At 63.3% G+C, this 18493-nt stretch carries 18 protein-coding genes; 8 read left to right on the forward strand and 10 right to left on the reverse strand.

Annotation, left to right across the window (positions count from 1 at the left end; translation table 11 throughout):
• The first annotated feature begins 1 nt into the window (after position 1).
• The 4 genes from ACFQ3C_RS05140 (at position 2) to ACFQ3C_RS05155 (ending at position 3007) form a co-directional block, all read left to right on the forward strand.
• Positions 2–460, forward strand: a complete 459-nt coding sequence (locus ACFQ3C_RS05140) for a VOC family protein (RefSeq protein ID WP_380789409.1) — start codon at positions 2–4, stop codon at positions 458–460.
• A 63-nt stretch (positions 461–523) separates the two neighbouring features.
• Positions 524–1234 (forward strand): alpha/beta fold hydrolase, encoded by a 711-nt coding sequence (locus tag ACFQ3C_RS05145; RefSeq protein ID WP_380789410.1) that lies wholly within the window; start codon positions 524–526, stop codon positions 1232–1234.
• Positions 1231–2745, forward strand: a complete 1515-nt coding sequence (gene citF, locus ACFQ3C_RS05150) for a citrate lyase subunit alpha (protein WP_380789411.1) — start codon at positions 1231–1233, stop codon at positions 2743–2745. The genes ACFQ3C_RS05145 and citF overlap by 4 nt, the downstream gene beginning before the upstream one ends.
• A gap of 7 nt (positions 2746–2752) precedes the next feature.
• Positions 2753–3007 (forward strand): hypothetical protein, encoded by a 255-nt coding sequence (locus ACFQ3C_RS05155; protein ID WP_380789412.1) that lies wholly within the window; start codon positions 2753–2755, stop codon positions 3005–3007.
• An 89-nt stretch (positions 3008–3096) separates the two neighbouring features.
• Here ACFQ3C_RS05155 and phaZ read toward each other — a convergent pair whose 3' ends face one another.
• Positions 3097–4377, reverse strand: a complete 1281-nt coding sequence (gene phaZ, locus ACFQ3C_RS05160) for a polyhydroxyalkanoate depolymerase (protein ID WP_380789413.1) — start codon at positions 4375–4377, stop codon at positions 3097–3099.
• 109 nt (positions 4378–4486) lie between these two features.
• Between phaZ and ACFQ3C_RS05165 the strand changes: the two genes are divergently transcribed.
• From ACFQ3C_RS05165 to ACFQ3C_RS05180, 4 genes are all read left to right on the forward strand, one after another.
• Positions 4487–6280 carry a PHA/PHB synthase family protein gene (locus ACFQ3C_RS05165; RefSeq protein WP_380789414.1) on the forward strand — a complete coding sequence of 598 codons (1794 nt, stop codon included), beginning with the start codon at positions 4487–4489 and terminating at the stop codon, positions 6278–6280.
• A gap of 128 nt (positions 6281–6408) precedes the next feature.
• The gene (locus ACFQ3C_RS05170; RefSeq protein WP_380789415.1) at positions 6409–6852 is read left to right on the forward strand and encodes a phasin family protein; all 444 of its coding nucleotides are present in this window, start codon (positions 6409–6411) and stop codon (positions 6850–6852) included.
• 147 nt (positions 6853–6999) lie between these two features.
• Positions 7000–7569, forward strand: coding sequence for a polyhydroxyalkanoate synthesis repressor PhaR (phaR, locus tag ACFQ3C_RS05175; protein WP_380789417.1), 570 nt, complete (start codon positions 7000–7002; stop codon positions 7567–7569).
• 7 nt (positions 7570–7576) lie between these two features.
• Positions 7577–8542 carry a LysR family transcriptional regulator gene (locus tag ACFQ3C_RS05180; protein WP_380789418.1) on the forward strand — a complete coding sequence of 322 codons (966 nt, stop codon included), beginning with the start codon at positions 7577–7579 and terminating at the stop codon, positions 8540–8542.
• A gap of 166 nt (positions 8543–8708) precedes the next feature.
• Here the strand turns inward: ACFQ3C_RS05180 and ACFQ3C_RS05185 are convergent, their stop codons facing one another.
• From ACFQ3C_RS05185 to ACFQ3C_RS05225, 9 genes are all read right to left on the reverse strand, one after another.
• Complete coding sequence (locus ACFQ3C_RS05185; protein ID WP_380789419.1) at positions 8709–9941, reverse strand: DegT/DnrJ/EryC1/StrS family aminotransferase; 1233 nt, start codon at positions 9939–9941, stop codon at positions 8709–8711.
• A gap of 102 nt (positions 9942–10043) precedes the next feature.
• Positions 10044–11348 (reverse strand): NAD(P)/FAD-dependent oxidoreductase, encoded by a 1305-nt coding sequence (locus ACFQ3C_RS05190; RefSeq protein ID WP_380789420.1) that lies wholly within the window; start codon positions 11346–11348, stop codon positions 10044–10046.
• Between the two features lie 96 nt (positions 11349–11444).
• Positions 11445–12803, reverse strand: a complete 1359-nt coding sequence (locus tag ACFQ3C_RS05195; RefSeq protein ID WP_380789421.1) for a glutamine synthetase family protein — start codon at positions 12801–12803, stop codon at positions 11445–11447.
• Positions 12800–13483: a type 1 glutamine amidotransferase gene (locus tag ACFQ3C_RS05200; RefSeq protein ID WP_380789423.1), complete on the reverse strand. Its 684-nt coding sequence runs from the start codon at positions 13481–13483 to the stop codon at positions 12800–12802. The genes ACFQ3C_RS05195 and ACFQ3C_RS05200 overlap by 4 nt, the downstream gene beginning before the upstream one ends.
• 93 nt (positions 13484–13576) lie before the next feature.
• On the reverse strand, positions 13577–14911 hold the full coding sequence (locus ACFQ3C_RS05205; protein WP_380789424.1) for a glutamine synthetase family protein: 1335 nt from the start codon (positions 14909–14911) through the stop codon (positions 13577–13579).
• 191 nt (positions 14912–15102) lie between these two features.
• Positions 15103–15909, reverse strand: coding sequence for an ABC transporter permease (locus ACFQ3C_RS05210; protein WP_380789425.1), 807 nt, complete (start codon positions 15907–15909; stop codon positions 15103–15105).
• The gene (locus ACFQ3C_RS05215) at positions 15906–16790 is read right to left on the reverse strand and encodes an ABC transporter permease (protein WP_380789426.1); all 885 of its coding nucleotides are present in this window, start codon (positions 16788–16790) and stop codon (positions 15906–15908) included. Before ACFQ3C_RS05215 ends, ACFQ3C_RS05210 begins: the two co-directional genes overlap by 4 nt.
• Positions 16791–16877: 87 nt before the next feature.
• Complete coding sequence (locus tag ACFQ3C_RS05220; RefSeq protein ID WP_380789427.1) at positions 16878–17600, reverse strand: transporter substrate-binding domain-containing protein; 723 nt, start codon at positions 17598–17600, stop codon at positions 16878–16880.
• 70 nt (positions 17601–17670) lie between these two features.
• On the reverse strand, positions 17671–18447 hold the full coding sequence (locus ACFQ3C_RS05225; RefSeq protein WP_380789810.1) for an ABC transporter ATP-binding protein: 777 nt from the start codon (positions 18445–18447) through the stop codon (positions 17671–17673).
• Between the last annotated feature and the right edge of the window lie 46 nt (positions 18448–18493).

An 18493-nucleotide genomic window follows, 5' to 3' on the forward strand; every position in this document is an offset into this window, starting at 1 on the left:
GATGGAGCAGCGCATCAGCCTTGTCACGCTTGCGGTCACGGATATCGACCGCGCGGCCGCGTTTTACGAGGCGCTGGGCTGGACCCGCGCCGATAGCGCGCAGGGCATCCGCGTCTTTGACCTGCTGGGGCAGTCGCTGGCGCTGTATCCGCGCGCCGATCTGGCCCGTGACATGGGGCTGGCCGAAACCGATCTGGGCACGGGCGGCATGACATTGGCCTGCAATACGCGCACCAGGGCCGAGGTGGCGGCCGTGATGCGCCGCGCCGAGGCGGCGGGCGCGCGTATCCTGCGCCCGGCCCATGACGTGTTCTGGGGCGGGCATATCGGCTATTTCGCCGATCCCGATGGCCATGTCTGGGAGGTGGCGTTCAACCCGTTCTCGCCGCTGGCACCCGATGGCGCTTTCCGCTGGGCGGGCTATCCCGATGCCGGCGCCCAACCGCCCCAATCCGGTTGACGTCCGCAGGCGATCTGTCACTTTGGGCCCAGCAAAGCCCCTGACCGCAAGGCCGTGACCCTGATGCCCGATCCGCTTGTCCTGTTGCCCGGCATGATGTGCGATGCCCGTATTTTCGGACCCCAGATCACGGACCTGTCGCGCGATCATGCGGTGACCATCGCGCCCATCACGCAAGGCGAACGGATCGAGGAGATTGCCTCGGGGCTGCTGGATGTTCTGCCTGCGAAATTCGCGCTGGCCGGGCTGTCGATGGGCGGGATCGTGGCGATGGAACTGCTGCGCCGCGCGCCCGAACGGATCACCCGCATCGCGCTGATGGATACCAACCCGCTGGCCGAAACCCCGCAAAGTGCTGCCGCCTATGAGCCGATGATCATCGGCGCCCGCGCCGGGCGGCTGGACGAGGTGTTGCGCGGGTTCATGAAACCCGAATTCCTGGCCCCCGGTCCGCAGCGCCCGACCGTGTTGAACCAGCTTTTCGAGATGGGGCGCGATCTTGGACCCGAGGTCCTGATCCGTCAGGTGCGCGCGTTGCAGCGCCGCCGCGATCAGCAGCCGACCCTGCGGCGCTGCAAGGTGCCCACGCTGGTGCTGTGCGGCGCGCATGACACGCTGACCCCGCTCAAGCGCCATGCCTTCATGGCCGAGCTGATCCCCTATGCCAGGCTGGACGTGATCGAAGATGCAGGCCACCTGCCCACGCTGGAAGCACCCGAGGCGGTGACGGCGGCGCTGCGCGCCTGGCTGAAGCAACCCTTCGTGCTGCAATGACCCGCGATCTGCCCGATCATCTGCCCGGATATGGCCCCCTGCGCCCCTATGCCGAGGCTGCGGCCTGCCCAGACCTGCCCCTGATCCCGGAACGCGGCGATGCCGGTACGGCGGACAAACGCCTGCCCGATCTGGCCAGTGCCCTTCATGCGGCGGGGCTGCGCGAGGGAATGACGCTCTCGTTCCATCACCATCTTCGCAATGGCGATGGTGTGCTGAACGCGGCGCTGGATGCGGTGGCACAGGCCGGGATCGGTGACCTGACGCTGGCGCCCAGTTCGATCTTTGCCGCCCATGCGCCGTTGCTGGATCACATCGCGCGCGGCACTGTCACGGGGCTTCGCACCGCCTATATGGCGGGACCCGTGGCGCAGGCGGTCAGCCGGGGCGCGCTGGCGCGGCCGGTCGTGCTGCACACCCATGGGGGCCGCGCGCGCGATATCGAGACGGGGCGCCTGCGGGTCGATGTGGCCTTCATCGCGGCGGCCATGGCGGACCGGGCGGGCAACCTGACGGGGGCGCATGGGCCTTCGGCTTTCGGACCGTTGGGATATGGCCAGGTCGATGCCGCGCGGGCCCGCGTGACCGTGGCGGTGACCGATTGCCTGGTGAACGAATTGCCATGCGCGCCCGATATTCCGGCGGCGCAGGTCGATTATATCGTGGTGCTGGACCGGATCGGGGATGCGGCGCGGATCGTGTCGGGCACGACGCAGATCACCACCGATCCCAAGGGGCTGCGGATCGCCGCCATGGCGGGTGATCTGATCGCGGCCTCGGGGCTGATGCGACGCGGCATGAGCTTTCAGACCGGTGCGGGGGGCACCTCTCTGGCGGTGGCCGCGCGTCTGGGGCATCTGATGGCCGATGCGGGCGTGACGGCGGGCTTCGCCAGCGGCGGGATCACGGCGCCGATCGTCGCGCTGCACCGTGCCGGGCTGGTCGACCGGCTGTGGAACGTCCAGAGCTTCGATCTGGACGCGGTCGAGAGCTTCGCCAGCGACCCGCGCCATTGCGGCATGAGCGCCAGCCGCTATGCCAACCCCGCCCGAGACGATGCAATCGTCAATGCGCTGGACGTGATGATCCTGGGGGCAACCGAGGTCGGTTCCGATTTCGACGTGAACGTGACCACGGGCAGTGACGGCACGATCATGGGCGGGTCCGGCGGCCATGCGGATGCGGCGGCGGGGGCAAAACTGGCGATCGTCGTGACCCCGCTGGCAACGCGCGACTGGCCGCGCCTGGTGGATCAGGTCACCTGCCGCACCACGCCGGGCGCGCATGTCGATGCCGTGGTGACCGAAGCAGGTATCGCGATCAACCCGCGCCGCGCTGATCTGGCAGAGCGCGCGCGCCACGCTGGCCTGCCGGTGATGACGCTTGAGGCGATGCGCGCGCTGTGCCCGCCGCCCCCGGATGTGCCAGGCCCCGCGCCGGATGCGCCCGTTGTGGCGGTGTGCGAATATCGTGACGGATCAGTGATCGACCTGGTCCGGCAGCAGCGTTGAGCGGCCTATGACGGCGCGCAAACCCACCACGATCGAGAAGATCCGGCGCATGAACCAGCGCTTTCTGGTCCGTGTCCGGCGCAGGCTGCCGCCGGGTGTACGCCTGGTGCTGGGGCTTTTGCTGATCGCGGGCGGATTTCTGGGGTTCCTGCCGGTGCTTGGCTTCTGGATGATCCCGCTGGGCCTGGGTGTCGCGGCGCTGGATGTGCTGCCGCTGTGGCGCTGGCTGCGCGGACAGCAGCGGAACGGGCGGCCGAAATAGGGCGGGATGGTGCATTTGGACCCCGCGCGGGTCACACGAATGCAAAAGGCCGGGCGCATGGCCCGGCCTTGTCGCTTGATCCGTAACGCTTACTTCGCCGCTGCGTTCTTGTTCGCAGGTTTGACCTTCGGCATCGGGGCCGGGCTGTTCGCGTCAATGAAACGCAGCACCAGCGGGCGGATGTTGTTGCGCCAGCTTTTGCCCGCGAAGATGCCGTAATGGCCTGCGTCCGGCTCGACATGGCTGGCTTTCATGCTGTCGGGAAGGCCCGTGCACAGCTTCAGCGCCGCGATGCACTGACCCGGGGCCGAGATGTCATCCTTTGCGCCCTCGACCGTCTTCACGGCAACCGAGGTGATCTTGCCGATGTCCACGTGACGGCCATTCACCGTGAATTCGTTCTTGGCGATCTCGCAGTTCTTGAAGATCCGTTCCACGGTCGACAGGTAGAATTCGGCGGTCATGTCCATCACCGCCAGGTATTCGTCATAAAAGCGGTTATGGGCATCATGATCCGACGCTTCGCCGCGCGCGGTGCGGGCGATCTGATCCATGAAAGCCTTGGCATGACGGTCCCCGTTCATCGAGATGAAGGACGACAGTTGCAGAAGGCCCGGATAGACCTTGCGCCCCACGCCGGGATATTTGAAGCCGACGCGCTGGATCATGGTTTCCTGCAGCTGGCCCATCGTCACCCTTGCGCCGAAATCGGTCACATCGGTCGGCGTTGCGTCAGGGTCGATCGGCCCGCCGATCAGGGTCAGGCTGCGCGGTTGCGCCTTGGGGTCTTCCTCGGCCAGGTAGGCGGTGGCGGCCAGGGTCAGCGGTGCGGGCTGGCAGACCGCGATCACATGGGTGTCAGGCCCCATGTGGCGCATGAAATCGACCAGGTAGAGGGTGTAATCCTCGACGTCGAACTTGCCGGCGCTCACCGGGATGTCGCGCGCATTGTGCCAGTCGGTGATATAGACCTCGCAATCGACCAGAAGGCTTTTCACGGTCGATCGCAGCAAGGTCGCGTAATGGCCCGACATCGGCGCCACCAGCAGCACCTTGCGCGGGCTGGGCTTGCGGCCCGGGATGCGGAAATGGATCAGGTTGCCAAAGGGTTTTTCCACCACGGTTTCGATATGCACCAGATGGTCCTTGCCATCGGCGCAGGTGAAAGTGCGGATACCCCAGTCAGGTTTGGCGGTCATGCGCTTGAATGTGCGCTCCGTGACTTCGCCCCAGGCGGCCATCCACTGCAAAGCAGGGTTTGGCACCATGCTGAAAACCGGATAGGATGCCATGGACAGGGCGGAGGCACCCAGCCATTGGTTCGTATTTCGCATAGTTTCCATGAGGTCGTAAGCGGCCATGTAACGCATCAGCGTCTCCTTCGTGTCCTGTACGCAGGGTCGGTCATTATGCCGCTGGCCTCCCCGACAGGACGGCAATAATGCTGCGTAGCAGCGATGATACGAGGAATTTATGAACATGACAACCAAAGAGGCAACGACCCCCGAAAATTTGGAGCGGCTGAACGCCAATCTTGCCAAGGTCGAGGAATTGTCTCAGCGGCTGGTGTCCGCGTTGTCGAATCGCAAGGCGGCGAACCCCACGCTGAACGCACCCGACCAGGAGATGTTCGCCAAGGCGGCGACAACCTACTGGACCCGGATGATGCAGAACCCGGCCCATCTGTTCGAAACGCAGCTGGAATACTGGGGCCAGTCGGTCAAGCATTTCCTTGAGGCACAACAAGCGATTGCCGCCGGAAAGCTGCAGGCGCCCGAGGATCGTACCCCCGATGACCGGCGCTTTGCGAACCCGTTGTGGAAGACCCATCCCTATTTCAACTTCATCAAGCAGCAGTACATGATGAATGCCCAGGCCATCGAAAAGGCCGTGGCCGAAATCGACGACCTGTCACCGCGCGAAAAGAAGCGCCTGGAATACTTCTCGCGCCAGATCATCGACATGCTGGCGCCCACCAATTTCCTGTCCACCAACCCCGATGCGCTGGAACGCGCGGTCGAGACCGAGGGTGAGTCGCTGATCAGGGGCCTTGAGAATCTGGTCGCCGACATCGAGGCGAACAGCGGCGAGATGCTGGTCCGCCTGGCGGATGAAAGCGCCTTTCGCCTGGGCGAGAACATCGCCACCACGCCGGGGCAGGTGGTCTATCGCAACCGCATGATGGAGCTGATCCAGTTCTCGCCCGCGACCGAGCAGGTCCATGCGATCCCGCTGATCATCTTCCCGCCCTGGATCAACAAGTTCTACATCATGGATCTCAAGCCGGAGAACAGCCTGATCAAATGGATCACCGAGCAGGGTTTCACCCTGTTCGTGGTCAGCTGGGTCAACCCGGACGAAACCTATCGCGATGTGGGTCTGGACGACTACATAAAGGAGGGCTACCTGACCGCGATCCGCGAGGTGAAGGCGATCACCGGACAGAAACAGGTCAACACGGTGGGCTATTGCATTGCGGGCACCACGCTGTCGATGGTGCTGTCGCTGCTGAAGCAACGCGGCGATACCTCGATCAACTCAGCGACCTTCTTCACCGCCCTCACGGATTTTTCCGAACAGGGCGAATTCACCCCATTCCTGCAGGACGATTTCATTGACGGCATCGAAGCGGAAGTGACCGAGAATGGCGTGCTGCGATCCTTCATCATGGCGCGTACCTTTTCGTTCCTGCGCTCGAACGACCTGATTTACGGGCCCGCGATCAAAAGCTACATGCTGGGCGAGTCGCCGCCGGCCTTCGATCTGCTTTACTGGAATGGCGACGGCACCAATCTTCCGGCCCGGATGGTCATGGAATATCTGCGCTGGCTGTGCCAGCAGAACCGGTTTGCCGAGGGCGGGATCGACTTGCTGGACACCCGGCTGCACCTGTCCGAGGTCGAGGTGCCGGTCTGCCTGGTTGCTTGCGAAACCGACCACATCGCCGCCTGGAAAGACAGCTATCGCGGTGCACAGGGGATGGGATCGGATGACAAGACATTCATCCTGTCGCAGTCCGGGCATATCGCGGGCATCATCAACCCGCCGACCAAGAAGAAATACGGCCACTACACCAACCCGGATCTGGGCCTGCCCTCCGATGACTGGAAGGCTGCTGCCGATTTCCATGAGGGCAGCTGGTGGCCGCGCTGGGGCAAGTGGCTGGCGAAACGGTCCGGCAAGATGGTTGCCGCCAGGGAACCGGGTGATTCTTCACATCCCCCCCTGTGCCCGGCGCCGGGAACCTATGTGCTTCCGCCCTCAAAGGGCTGATCCGAAAGGTAAAAAAAGAATATGCTGCGCTGCGGCATAAAATCCTTGAAATGCCGCGCTGCAGCATGCATATTGGTGTCAGCTTGAAACGCCGGGGTGGGCCCGGAAAGCATAAAAGGATTACCGAGATGGCCAAGACGCAAGATTTCACCGCGATGATGAAAGACATGATGGGCGCATTCCCCGTGGATACCAAATCCATGGAAGACGCGTTCAAGACCCAGGCATCGCTGAACGAAAAGCTGGCCGGCCTGGCGCTGACCGCTGCTGAAAAGTCGACCGAAATTTCGACCAAATGGACCAAGGAAACCCTGTCCAAGATGATCGAGATGTCGAAAGCAAAGTCCGATCCGGCCGATTACGCCAAGGCAATGACCGATTTCGCCTCGACCCAGGCCGAAGCCGCAGCCGAGCACATGGCAGCCTTCGCCGAAGTCGCCAAGAAAATGCAGATGGACACCGTCGAGCTGCTGATGGCTGCTGGCAAGGACATGACCGAAGAAGCGACTGCCGCTGTGCAGAAAGCTGCAAAGGACGCCACCACCGTGGCGAAAAAAGCAGCAGCGAAGTAATCGCCGCATATAGGAAAAAAGCTGACGCATCCTCCTCCTCCTCCCTGGGATGCGACACGCTGGGGCGGGCCTTTGTGCCCGCCCTTTCTTTTTGTTCTGCACTCGCATAAGCTTTGCCGCAGTGCTGCATCAAGGGGAGGGTCGCCCGTGGCCGAAGACAAAAAACCGCTTCTCATCAAGCGTTATGCCAGTCGCCGTTTGTACAATACCGAAACCAGCGATTACGTCACGCTCGAGGATATCGCCGGTTTCATTCGCGAAGGCCGCGAGGTGCAGATCGTCGATCTGAAATCCGGCGATGACCTGACGCGGCAATATCTTCTGCAGATCATCGCGGAACATGAAAGCCGTGGCGAAACCATGTTGCCGGTCAACGTGCTGACGGATCTTGTCCGCAGCTACACAACGCAGGCCGGATCGGTGGTGCCGCAGTTCCTTGCCATGTCCTTCGACATGCTGCGCGACAGCCAGTCCAAGATGATGGAAAACATGGCCAAGGTCACCCCGATGGCCAAACTGCCCGGATTCGAGGCGATGCAGGCGCAACAGGAGGCGTTCCTCAAGGCGATGACCGGCGGCTTCAAAGGGGGCTGGCCCGGCACATCCGCCCCGGCGCGTGACGATGACGAGACCGACAAGAACGAAGAGGCCGGTCTGGACGAAATCAAGCGGCAGTTGCAGGATCTTCAGACGAAACTGTCGAAAATGGGCAAGTGAACCCATCATGGTGGACAGCCCCGGCCGGATAACCCTCTGGGGAATCGAGGTTTTCGTGGCGACGGCCGAAGAGGGAAGCATCTCTTCGGCCGCGCGTCGCCTGGGCGCCAGCGCCTCTGCGGTCAGCCAGCAATTGACCAATCTTGAAGGGGCGATCGGCGCCACCCTCCTGCAGCGCAACACCCGCCCGGTCACCCTGACCCAGGCCGGAGAACTGTTTCGCCGTCGCGCCGCGATCATCCTGAACGAGGCGTCATTGGCGCGGGCCGAACTGGCCATGGCCGATCTGTCGGCGCTGACCCGTTTCCGCCTTGGCATGATCGAGGATTTCGAGGCCGATGTGACCCCCCGCCTGCTGACCGATCTGGCCGCGGACATGAAAGGGTGCCAGTTCCTGCTGGAAACCGGGGCCAGCCATCATCTGCATGACCAGTTGGACGCGCGCGCGCTGGACGTGATCGTGGCAGCCGACATGGGGGCCGAGGCCGACTGGATGGAACTGCACCCCCTGCTGTCCGAGGGGTTTGTCGTGGCGACCGCGCGTGGCGCGCTCAAGCCGGATCGCGATATATTGCGGCAGCTCAAGACCCTGCCGCTGGTGCAATATACCACCCGGCACTACATGGGACGGCTGATCGCATCCCATCTGGCGCGCCAGAACCTGACACTGGCGCATCGGTTCGAACTGGACAGTTACCACGCCATTCTGGCCCTTGTGGCCCAGGGCGCGGGCTGGACCATCCTGACACCGCTGGCCCTGATGCGCGCGCGCCGCTTTGCCGACAGGCTTGACGTGTTCGAATTGCCCTTTGCCCCCTTGTCGCGCACCATCTCCCTGACCGCGCGCAAGGGCGTGTTGCAGGACATGCCAGCGCAGGTCACCGAACGGTTGAAGCCGCTGTTGCAGGACATCATCGTGACCCCCGCCATCCGGGCGCATCCCTTCATGGCCGCGCAGCTGCGCGTGCTCTGACTGTCGGGCGCCGCAATTTCGAACCGGAAAAGTCTGTCAACTTTTCCTGAAATTGTTTGGCAGGGTCGCAATCTCGAACCGGAAAAGTCTGTCAACTTTTCCTGAAATTGCTTGGCAGGGTCGCAATTTCGAACCGGAAAAGTCTGTCAACTTTTCCTGAAATTGCTCAGGTCCCGTAGACGCGCAGGTTGCCCATGACCTCTTGCGCGGCCCCGATCAGCGCATCGGCGATCACGTCCAGTTCGGGCAGTTGCAGCCGCGCGGGCAGGCGCGTGTCGCAGGCTTTCATCAGCATCGCGCGGGTCCGGGGCAGGTCGGGTGTTTCGCCCAGGAATTGCCAGTTCCAGAAGGCGCGCGCATTGTCGGCGCTCATCCCGAAGACCTGCACCTTGACGCCGCGCCGGGCGGCAGCCTCTGCAAAGGCGCGAATGTCGTCATCCGACATGCCGACCATGTTGAACTGGATGGAATCCGGCGCGCGCTCCTCGGGCGCCAGTTTCTCTGGCACATCGATCCAGGGCGAGCCGTTCAGCCTGGCCGCCACATGGTCATGATTGCGCCGCCCATCCGCCACCCGGCGCGCCATTTCACCCAGTTGCGGGCGGATGATCGCAGCGCTGAGGTTGTTCAGGCGCAGATTGTAAAGCGGCAGCCGGTTCTGCCAGCGCGCAAAGGCTGCATCCAGATCGGCCTGTGACCGCGCATCGCGGCTGCCGTGTTTCTTCCAGTTATGCTCGTAGGCGCCCGACATGATCACGGCACGCGCCACCAGATCGGCGTCATCGGTGATCAGGATGCCACCTTCGCCCGCGTTCAGCAGCTTGTAGCTCTGGAATGAGAAACAGCCGATCTTGCCGATGCTGCCGATGATGCGCCCATGCCAGGTGGTGCCCAGCGAATGGGCCGCATCCTCGACCACCGGAATGCCGCGCGCATCGCAAAGCGCCATGATCGCATCCATGTCGGATGTATGCCCGCGCATGTGGCTGATCATCACCGCCTGCACATCATCCAGCTTGGCTGCAAAATCCGCCATGTCGATGCGGTAATTCTCGCCAACCTCGCACAGCACCGGCACGCAATCGGCATGCACGATCGACGAGGGCACGGCGGCAAATGTGAAGGCCGGGATCAGCACGCGCGCCCCGCGTGGCAGGTCCAGCGCCTTGAGCGACAAGAACAGCGCCGCCGAACAGGACGATACCGCCAGCGCATAGCGCACACCCATCATCGCGGCGAATTCCTGCTCCAGCAAGGCCACGGGCGAGGCGTCGGCGGATGTGTAGCGGAACAGATCGCCCGATTGCAGCAGGCGCTCGATCTCGGCCCGTGCGGCGGCCGGGATCGGTTCGGCGTCATAGGTATTGGGCGGCAGGATGGCAGGGGTATCGAGCGACATGCGTTTCGGCTTTCCTGAATACACTTTTCAGGTTTTCTAAACCATTGCCGCGCGCGCTCAAGTTAAATTTGCAAGCCAGGGGCAAATCGGCGCCCCTCCGCCTTAAATGCCCAGCCGGTCGCGCAGGCTGTACCAGGTCATCGCCAGCACCAGCAGCGGATTGCGGAACGCGGGACCGCCCGGAAAAGCCGTGTTCGGAACGCGCGCCATGGTGTCGAACCCTTCGGCCTGCCCGGCAATGGCCTGCGCCATCAGATAGCCGGCATGGGTGGCGGTGCCGACCCCGTGCCCCGAATAACCCGAGGCGCTCAACACATTGGGTGCAACCCGCGCCAGATAGGGCATTCGCTTCATCGTGATCGCCAGCGTGCCGCCCCAGGCATAATCCAGCCCGACATCCGCCAGATGCGGGAAGATCTGGGTCATCGGCTGGCGCACCAGGGCCGCGATATCGGCGGGAAAGCGGTAGCCATAGGTTTCGCCGCCCCCGAACAGCAGACGCTTGTCGGCGCTCAGACGGAAGTAGTTGACCACGAACTTGCTGTCCGCAACAGCCACGTCACGGGTCAGCACGCGCGCGGCCTCTGCGCCCAGGGGTTCCGTCGCCACGATGAAATTGTTGATCGGCATCACCCGCGCCGCGACCTTGCGGTTCAGCCCGCCCAGGTATCCGTTGCAGGCAAGGATCAGGTGATCGGCCTCGACCCGTCCCTGTCCGGTCTGCACGACGACTTTCGTAGCGTCCTGGATGTGATGCACATGCGCGCCCTCGAAGATCCGCACACCGGCCGCCACCGCCGCGCGCGCAAGGCCAAGGGCGAAGTTCAGCGGATGCAGATGGCCCGCCCCCATATCCAGCACACCGCCCTTGTAGGCGGGCGAGGGGCAGAGCGCATGACAGGCATCGGCATCCAGCGCCTCGATCTGCCCATAGTCATAGTCATTTTGAAGCATCTCGGCATAGCGGTGCAGGTCCGCAACCTCGCGCCCGGAAAATCCGGTCCAGGCAATGCCCGGTTTCAGGTCGCAGTCGATTGCATGGCGCGCGATCAGCCCCTTGACCAGATCCTTGGCCTCCTCGCCAAGATCCCATAGTTTGCGCGCCTCGGCCTGTCCGACCATCGCTTCAAGACTTTTCTGATCCTGCCGCTGGCCCGAGCCAAGCTGCCCGCCATTGCGGCCCGACGCGCCGAACCCCACGCGATGCGCCTCCAGCAGCACCACATCAAATCCGCGCTCGGCCAGGTGCAGCGCCGCCGAAAGGCCGGTATAGCCGGCCCCGACCACGCAGACATCGGCGCGCGCGGTCCCCTTCAACGCGGGATGGCGCGGTGCGTCATGGGCGGTGGCGGCATACCAGCTTGGCGGGTATTCCCCCGCGCGGTCGTTGGAAAAAAGCAGGTTCATGGCGTCACTCCCTGTGTCATGAAGTGTCGTTTTCTTCTTGCGAGAAATATCCCGGGGGAGGCCGCAGGCCGGGGGCAGCGCCCCCAGCGCCCGCGATCACACGTTCAGCAGCAGATGCTCGCGCTCCCACGGGCTGATGACCTGCAGGAACTCCTCGTATTCGGTGCGTTTCACGATCGAATAGACGCGGGCGAATTCCGGGCCCAGCACCTCATGCAGCTCCTTGGCATCTTCGAACAGGTCCAGCGCATCGCCCATCACGCGGGGAATATCGCCCTCGCCCTCGTAGGCATCGCCCTTGAACTGCTTGTCGGGCCAGCATTCCTGCATCATCCCCAGATAGCCACAGGCCAGGCTGACGGCGATCCCCAGATAGGGGTTGCAATCCATGCCCGCCAGCCGGTTCTCGACCCGTCGCGCGGCGGGGCTGGACAGCGGCACCCGGATGCCGGTGGTGCGGTTATCGCGCCCCCAGGCCAGGTTGATCGGGGCCGCGTGATCCTTGACGTAGCGGCGGTAGCTGTTGACGTAGGGCGCCAGCACCGCGATGGCCGAGGGCAGGTGCTTCTGCATGCCGCCGATGAAATGAAAGAACGCATCCGTCTCGCCGCCCTGCGGCCCCGAGAACAGGTTCTGCCCGGTCTCGATATCCAGCACCGAATGATGCACATGCATCGCGCTGCCGGGTTCGTCGGCGATCGGCTTGGCCATGAAGGTGGCAAAGCAGTCATGCCGCAGCGCCGCTTCGCGGATCAGCCGCTTGAAATAGAACACCTCGTCCGCCAGCTTGATCGGATCGCCATGCAGCAGGTTGATTTCCAGCTGACCGGCGCCGCCTTCCTGGGTGATGCCGTCGATTTCGAACCCCTGGGCCTCGGCGAAGTCGTAGATGTCGTCGATCACGGGGCCGAATTCGTCCACGGCCGACATCGAATAGGCCTGGCGCGCGGCCGCCGGCCGACCAGAGCGGCCCATCATCGGCTCGATCCCCTTGGCGGGGTCAAGGTTGCGCGCGACAAGGTAGAATTCCATCTCGGGTGCGACGACAGGCTCCCATCCCTGTTTGCGGTAAAGATCGACCACACGCTTGAGCACGTTGCGCGGAGCGTAGGGAATGGGTTTGCCCTTGCGGTCATAGGCGTCATGGATCACCTGCAACGTCCAGTCGCCGGTCCAGGGCGCGGCAGTCGCCGTCGCCATGTCCGGGCGCAGGATCATGTCACGCTCGATGAAGCCTTCGGCGCCCGCGGCCTCGCCCCAGTCGCCGGTGATTGTCTGGTAGAAGATCGAATCCGGCAGGTGGAAATAATCCTGCCGTGCAAATTTGCTGGCGGGCACGGCCTTGCCGCGCGCAATTCCGGGCAGATCCGAAATGATGCATTCCACCTCGTCCAGACGGCGGTTTTCCAGGAATTGGCGGGCGGCTTCGGGCAGTTCTTCGGTCCAGTCTTTCATCTCATGCGGTCCTTTTTGAGGAAGGCCGCCATGCGGTCAGCAAAGCGGGTGGCGTCAAGCGGCGTGTCCAGATTGTCGCGCGCCTGCGCGATCTGGTCTGCGGGAACAACGCCGGGGGCGCGGTAGGTGATCAGGGCCGAAAGCATCCTGGCGTCATATTCGGGATGGGCTTGCAGGGTCAGGATGGTATCGCCATAAGCGACGGCCGCATTGGCGCAAAAATCATTCGATGCCAGAACCCTGGCGCCTTCGGGCAGGGCTGTGACCTGGTCCTGGTGCCAGGCGTTCAAGATCAGTGTCTCGCCGTCAAAGTCATATGCGGTGGGGCCCACGGCCCAGCCGCCGCTGAATTTTTCCACGCGACCGCCAAGCGCCTGCGCGATGATCTGATGTCCGAAACAGACCCCGATCAGCGGCTTGCCCGCATCGCGAATGGCGCGGATCAGCGCCTCGAGCTTGGGTATCCAGGGGTGATCTTCATACGCGCCATGCCTTGATCCGGTGATCAGCCAGCCATCGGCCGTCTCGGGCCCGTCGGGAAACTCCCCGTCCACCACGTTGAAGGTCACGAAGTCAAAGCCATGACCGCCCAGGATACTGGCGAACATGTCTGAATAATCGCCAAGATCGCCCCTGACCTCGTCAGGGGAATGGCCGGTTTGCAGGATACCGATTTTCATGGATCACCAATGTTTGGATAGCGCGGATGGTAGCCAAGCCCCCACGCAACGGCAAGGGGGGCTTGGCTGGGTCAGGGGGCGCAAGACCCCGGATCAGACCGTGTCGAGATAGATCTCGACACGCTCTTCCGGGGTCAGATCGCCCATGTAATGCAGCTCTTGCCGCTTGGTCAGCACGAAGTTGCGGACCAGCTCGGGCGCAAAGATGCGCGCGATTTCAGGGCAGGCTTCGAAGGCGTCGATCGCGTCTGCCCAGGTGGTGGGCACCTGTGGCAGACCCAGCGCATAGGCGTTGCCGGTGATCGGGGCCGGCGGTTCGGCCTTGTCCTCGATCCCGTTCAGGGCGGCGCCCAGGATCGCGGCCAGCATCAGATAGGGGTTCACGTCACCCCCCGCCACGCGATGTTCGATCCGCCGGGCCGCGTTGCTGCCCGAAGGGATCCGCACCGCCGCCGTGCGGTTCTCATAGCCCCAGCAGATGCCGGTCGGCGCATGCGCGTCGGGCACCAGCCGGTCATAGCTGTTCCAGTGCGGTGCAAAGATCAGCGTTGATCCGGCCATGGCATTCAGACATCCGGCCACGGCTTGACGCAACAAATCTGTGCCCAGAGGCCCGCCATCATCAAAAATATTGCGCCCATCGGCGTCCAGAACCGAGAAATGTGTGTGCAAACCGGATCCGGCGTAATCCTCATAGGGTTTGGCCATGAAGGACGCGGCAAAACCGTGCCGCCGCGCCAGACCCTTGACCAGCATCTTGAACAGCCACGCATCGTCGGCCGCGCGCAAGGCATCGTCGCAATGCATCAGGTTCACTTCGAACTGGCCCAGCCCCGCCTCGGAAATCGCGGTATCTGCGGGAATGTCCATCTCTTCGCAGGCCTCGTAGAGGTCCGTAAAGAAGGTGTCGAAGGCATCCAGGGCGCGAATCGACAGGGTTTCGGCCGCCTTGCGCCGCTTGCCGGAGCGCGGGCTGACCGGCACCTGCAGTTTGCGGCCCGAGTCGTCGATCAGGAAGAACTCCAGCTCGACCGCAACCACAGGGGTCAGGCCCATCGCCTTGTAGCGGTCCACCACCGCGCGCAGCGCATGGCGCGGGTCGCCCTCATAGGGGCGGCCATCCTCGCGGAACATCCAGATCGGCAGCAGGGCGGTGGGCGCTTCCAGCCAGGGCATCGGCATGAAGCCACGTTCCGTGGGCTTCAGCACGCCATCGGCATCGCCCGTCTCGAAGACCAGCGGGCTGTCGTCGATATCTTCGCCCCAGATATCGAGGTTGAGGACCGAGAGAGGAAAGCGGGTGCCATCCTCGACGACCTTGTCCGCATAGCGGGTGGGAACACGTTTGCCGCGTGCCTGGGCATTGAGATCCGCGGCAGCCACGCGGATCGTGCGCACCTCGGGGTGCTTCCTGAGCCAGTTCTTCATCGTCTCACCTGACGGGTTGAGGGCTGGCGCATGCCGCGCAGGCCACGCATCATGCGCGACCGGCGGAGGGTAAGGTCCATGCCCTTGGTCCTTGCTTATGATCAAATCTTGCGAAAAAGGTTGTAGCTGCCCGATACTCTGAAAAAATCAGGAAGGGATCACACCCGAAAAATTTGATCAAAATAGTGATACTACCGGATCAGATTGGGACGCAAGCGAATTTTGCGACGCTGTTCGGGCGGAAGATGCCGGTTCAGGCGACGGTTGATCAGCCCGAAGATGCCGGTGATCGCCAGGGTCAGCAGCACGAAATAGAAGGCCAGGATCGGATAGGGGATGAACGGATTGAAGGTCTTGTCCGCGAAATAGCTGGCATAATAAAGCGCGTCGCCCTTCTGCTGCTGGGCCGGAAAGCCCGAAAAGAACACCAGCGTGGTCGCGTGAAACAGAAAGATCGCCTCGTTCGTGTAGCCGGGCCAGGCCAGGCGCAGCATGGTCGGCCAGATGATCCGGCGAAACCGGGGCCAGCCGGACATGCCATAGGCATCCGCCGCCTCGACATCGCCGCGGGGGATGGATTTCAGCGCGCCATGGAAGATCTCGGCCGAATAGGCGGCGGTGTTGAAGAACAGCACGACCAGCGCCCCCAGCCAGGCAGAGCTGAAGGGATCGAAGATCGGGCTGACCCCCTTGAGGCTGAGAAACAGGAAATAGGCAAAAAAGAACTGGATGAAGAGGGGCGAGCCGCGGAACACGAAGATGAACCATTCCGCAGGCTTGCGGATCCAGGCCGGGCCTGCGCCCTTGCCAAGCGCCAGCGCGGTGGCCAGAAAGAACCCCGCGATCAGCGCAAGCGCGCCGAAATAGATGTTCCAGATCAGCCCTGATCCGATCAGCGTGAATTGCTGGCAAAGGGTGAAATCCGACCGCGGCAGCAGGCGTTCGCCATAGCCCAGGCTACGCAGCCCGTAATCCATGATGGTCTGGGTGCAGCTCATGCCTTGGCCTTTCGCTGCGCGTCGCCGCCGGTGGTGGCCTGGCCCAGGGTCAGCCGGGCCATGACGCGGTCAAGCACCACTTCGGATAGGCGGGTGAAGGCCAGATAGAAGACCAGCAGCACAAGGAAATACCACATGCGCCAGTCGCCATGCGGATAATCGGTGAAGCGCGGTGTCTTGGTGCCGCCCAATTCGCGCGCCCAGTAGACGATATCCTCGACGCCCAGCAGGAACAGCAGGGGGGTGGACTTGATCAGCACCATCCACAGGTTCGACAGGCCAGGCAGGGCATAGACCCACATCTGCGGCACGGTGATGCGCCAGAATGTCTGCCGGTGGGTCATGCCGTAGGCTTCGGCGGTTTCAAGCTGCGCGCGCGGCACGGCGCGCATGGCGCCATAAAGCACATTGGCCGCGAAGGCGCCAAAGACGATGGCGAAAGTGAAGACCGCCACGAAGAAACTGTAGGTCTTGTGCACCCATTGCGGCGAGTTGCCCAAGGGCACCTTGGCCGCCTGGCAGACCAGGAAATCATTGCCCTGCCGGATCGGCTGATCCCAGTCGGGGCAGACCCATTGGTGTTTCAGAAATTCCAGACCCTGGTCGAGCGCGATGACGAAGAACAGGAAAAAGGCGATATCGGGCACGCCGCGCACGATCGCGATATAGCCCTTGCCGATCAGGCTGAGCGGCAGGACGCGCGACCGCGCCGCCGAGGCGCCGGCAAAGCCGAACGCCAGCGCCGTCGGCGCGGTGATCGCCAGCAGCACCAGAACCGTACCGAAGGCATAGTAGAAATTCAGATGTTTGCCGGTCGTCAGATAGCAGGCCATCCAGGCCAGATCGGACAGCGTGTCGGGATCTGTGCAGAAACTGAACATGGCTTTCCCTGACGCAGGCGTGGCGGATGAGTATTTGTGGAACGATGAAGCGGGGGGCCTCGGTGCGAAGCCCCCCGCTGGGGTTTATCAGAAGGTTGCGGCGTCTTCGCCGAACCATTTGGTGATCAGCGTATTCAGCGTGCCGTCATCCTTCATCGACTGGATCGCCGCGTCGAATTTGGTGCGCAGCTCGGTGTCGCTTTCGCGCAGGCCCATGCCGACGCCGCCGCCCAGCTGGACGTCTTCGCCCACGAACATCAGCGCGCCGCCGGATTCCTCGACGATCGGCGCCAGGTAATCCTTGTCGGCGAAGACGGCATCGGCCTCGCCGTTGCGGACGGAGGCGACGGTTTCCTCAGGCGTTGCGAATTCCAGCAGGGTCGCGCCGCTTTCGGCCACATGGCCGGCCTGGATCGTGGCGGCCTGGGCCGACACCACCGCGGTCGCCACGTCGATATCAGCGGAGGCGCCGACATAGGCCGAGGATGCGGGCGGGATGTAGTTCTGGGTGAAATCAATGACTTCGTCACGCTCGGCGGTGATGCTCATGCCGGCGATGATCGTGTCATAGTTGCCCGATACCAGGTTGGGGATGATCCCGTCCCAGTCGGTTGTGACCCATTCGCAGGTCAGTGCGGCGCGCTTGCACAGCTCGTCGCCCAGCTCGCGTTCGAAACCGTCAACCTCGCCCTTGTCATTCAGGAAGTTGTACGGAGGGTAGGCGCCTTCAGTGCCCATGCGCACCGTCTGGGCCATGCCCATGCTGGCGGTCAGTGCGAGTGCGGCGGTCGTCAGGATCAGTCTTTTCATGTCTGTCTGTTTTCCTTGGTTGGAGGATGTGATGCGGGTTGGCCCCGCTGATTTTCGCCCCTCGCAGCCCTCAGGCCGGGACGGAAGCGGAAAGGAATTGTTGCAGGCGTTCGGTCTTGGGCGCGCCGAAAAGGGTCGCGGGCGGGCCCTGTTCCTCGATCCGGCCCAGATGCAGAAAGACCACGTGATCGGACACATCGGCGGCCATCCGCATGTCATGGGTCACGATCATCATCGTGCGCCCCTCGGCGGCCAGGTCCTTGATCACCTTGACGACTTCCTGCTCAAGTTCGGGGTCCAGCGCCGATGTCGGCTCGTCGAACAGCAGCGCCTCGGGCTCCATGCACAGCGCACGTGCGATCGCGGCGCGCTGTTGCTGTCCGCCCGACAACTGGGCGGGGAATACATCGCATTTGTCACCGATGCCCACCTTGTCCAGGTAGCGGCGCGCGGCCTCTTCCACCTCGGCGCGGTCGCGCCTGAGCACGGTGACCGGCGCCTCCATCACGTTTTGCAGGATCGTCATGTGGGACCACAGGTTGAACTGCTGGAACACCATGCTGAGGTTGGTGCGGATCCGCAGCACCTGTTTGGGATCGGCCGGGTGCCGGTTCATGCCGGTGCCACGCCAGCGCACAGGTTCGCCCTTGAACAGGATCTCGCCCTGCTGGCTGTCTTCCAGAAGATTGGCGCAGCGCAGAAGCGTGGACTTGCCCGATCCCGAGGACCCGATGAGCGAGACCACATCGCCGCGACGGGCCGAAATATCGACGCCCTTCAGCACCTCCAGGGCGCCGTAAGCCTTGTGCAGGTTGCGGATCTCGATGACGGGCGGGCTGTCGGTCACGGGGGCGTCCATCTGTCGGGGCGGTTGATCGTCATGTTCGCGACAC

The sequence above is a fragment of the Seohaeicola saemankumensis genome, from assembly GCF_042678485.1.
GTDB lineage: Bacteria > Pseudomonadota > Alphaproteobacteria > Rhodobacterales > Rhodobacteraceae > Seohaeicola > Seohaeicola saemankumensis.

What these genes read in the sequence shown, in the direction of transcription:
- ACFQ3C_RS05140 (WP_380789409.1), top strand. Translation starts at nt 2, where the DNA reads ATGGAGCAGCGCATCAGCCTTGTCACGCTTGCGGTCACGGATATCGAC.
- ACFQ3C_RS05145 (WP_380789410.1), top strand. Translation starts at nt 524, where the DNA reads ATGCCCGATCCGCTTGTCCTGTTGCCCGGCATGATGTGCGATGCCCGT.
- citF (WP_380789411.1), top strand. Translation starts at nt 1,231, where the DNA reads ATGACCCGCGATCTGCCCGATCATCTGCCCGGATATGGCCCCCTGCGC.
- ACFQ3C_RS05155 (WP_380789412.1), top strand. Translation starts at nt 2,753, where the DNA reads ATGACGGCGCGCAAACCCACCACGATCGAGAAGATCCGGCGCATGAAC.
- phaZ (WP_380789413.1), bottom strand. Translation starts at nt 4,377, where the DNA reads ATGCGTTACATGGCCGCTTACGACCTCATGGAAACTATGCGAAATACG.
- ACFQ3C_RS05165 (WP_380789414.1), top strand. Translation starts at nt 4,487, where the DNA reads ATGACAACCAAAGAGGCAACGACCCCCGAAAATTTGGAGCGGCTGAAC.
- ACFQ3C_RS05170 (WP_380789415.1), top strand. Translation starts at nt 6,409, where the DNA reads ATGGCCAAGACGCAAGATTTCACCGCGATGATGAAAGACATGATGGGC.
- ACFQ3C_RS05180 (WP_380789418.1), top strand. Translation starts at nt 7,577, where the DNA reads ATGGTGGACAGCCCCGGCCGGATAACCCTCTGGGGAATCGAGGTTTTC.
- ACFQ3C_RS05185 (WP_380789419.1), bottom strand. Translation starts at nt 9,941, where the DNA reads ATGTCGCTCGATACCCCTGCCATCCTGCCGCCCAATACCTATGACGCC.
- ACFQ3C_RS05190 (WP_380789420.1), bottom strand. Translation starts at nt 11,348, where the DNA reads ATGAACCTGCTTTTTTCCAACGACCGCGCGGGGGAATACCCGCCAAGC.
- ACFQ3C_RS05195 (WP_380789421.1), bottom strand. Translation starts at nt 12,803, where the DNA reads ATGAAAGACTGGACCGAAGAACTGCCCGAAGCCGCCCGCCAATTCCTG.
- ACFQ3C_RS05200 (WP_380789423.1), bottom strand. Translation starts at nt 13,483, where the DNA reads ATGAAAATCGGTATCCTGCAAACCGGCCATTCCCCTGACGAGGTCAGG.
- ACFQ3C_RS05205 (WP_380789424.1), bottom strand. Translation starts at nt 14,911, where the DNA reads ATGAAGAACTGGCTCAGGAAGCACCCCGAGGTGCGCACGATCCGCGTG.
- ACFQ3C_RS05210 (WP_380789425.1), bottom strand. Translation starts at nt 15,909, where the DNA reads ATGAGCTGCACCCAGACCATCATGGATTACGGGCTGCGTAGCCTGGGC.
- ACFQ3C_RS05215 (WP_380789426.1), bottom strand. Translation starts at nt 16,790, where the DNA reads ATGTTCAGTTTCTGCACAGATCCCGACACGCTGTCCGATCTGGCCTGG.
- ACFQ3C_RS05220 (WP_380789427.1), bottom strand. Translation starts at nt 17,600, where the DNA reads ATGAAAAGACTGATCCTGACGACCGCCGCACTCGCACTGACCGCCAGC.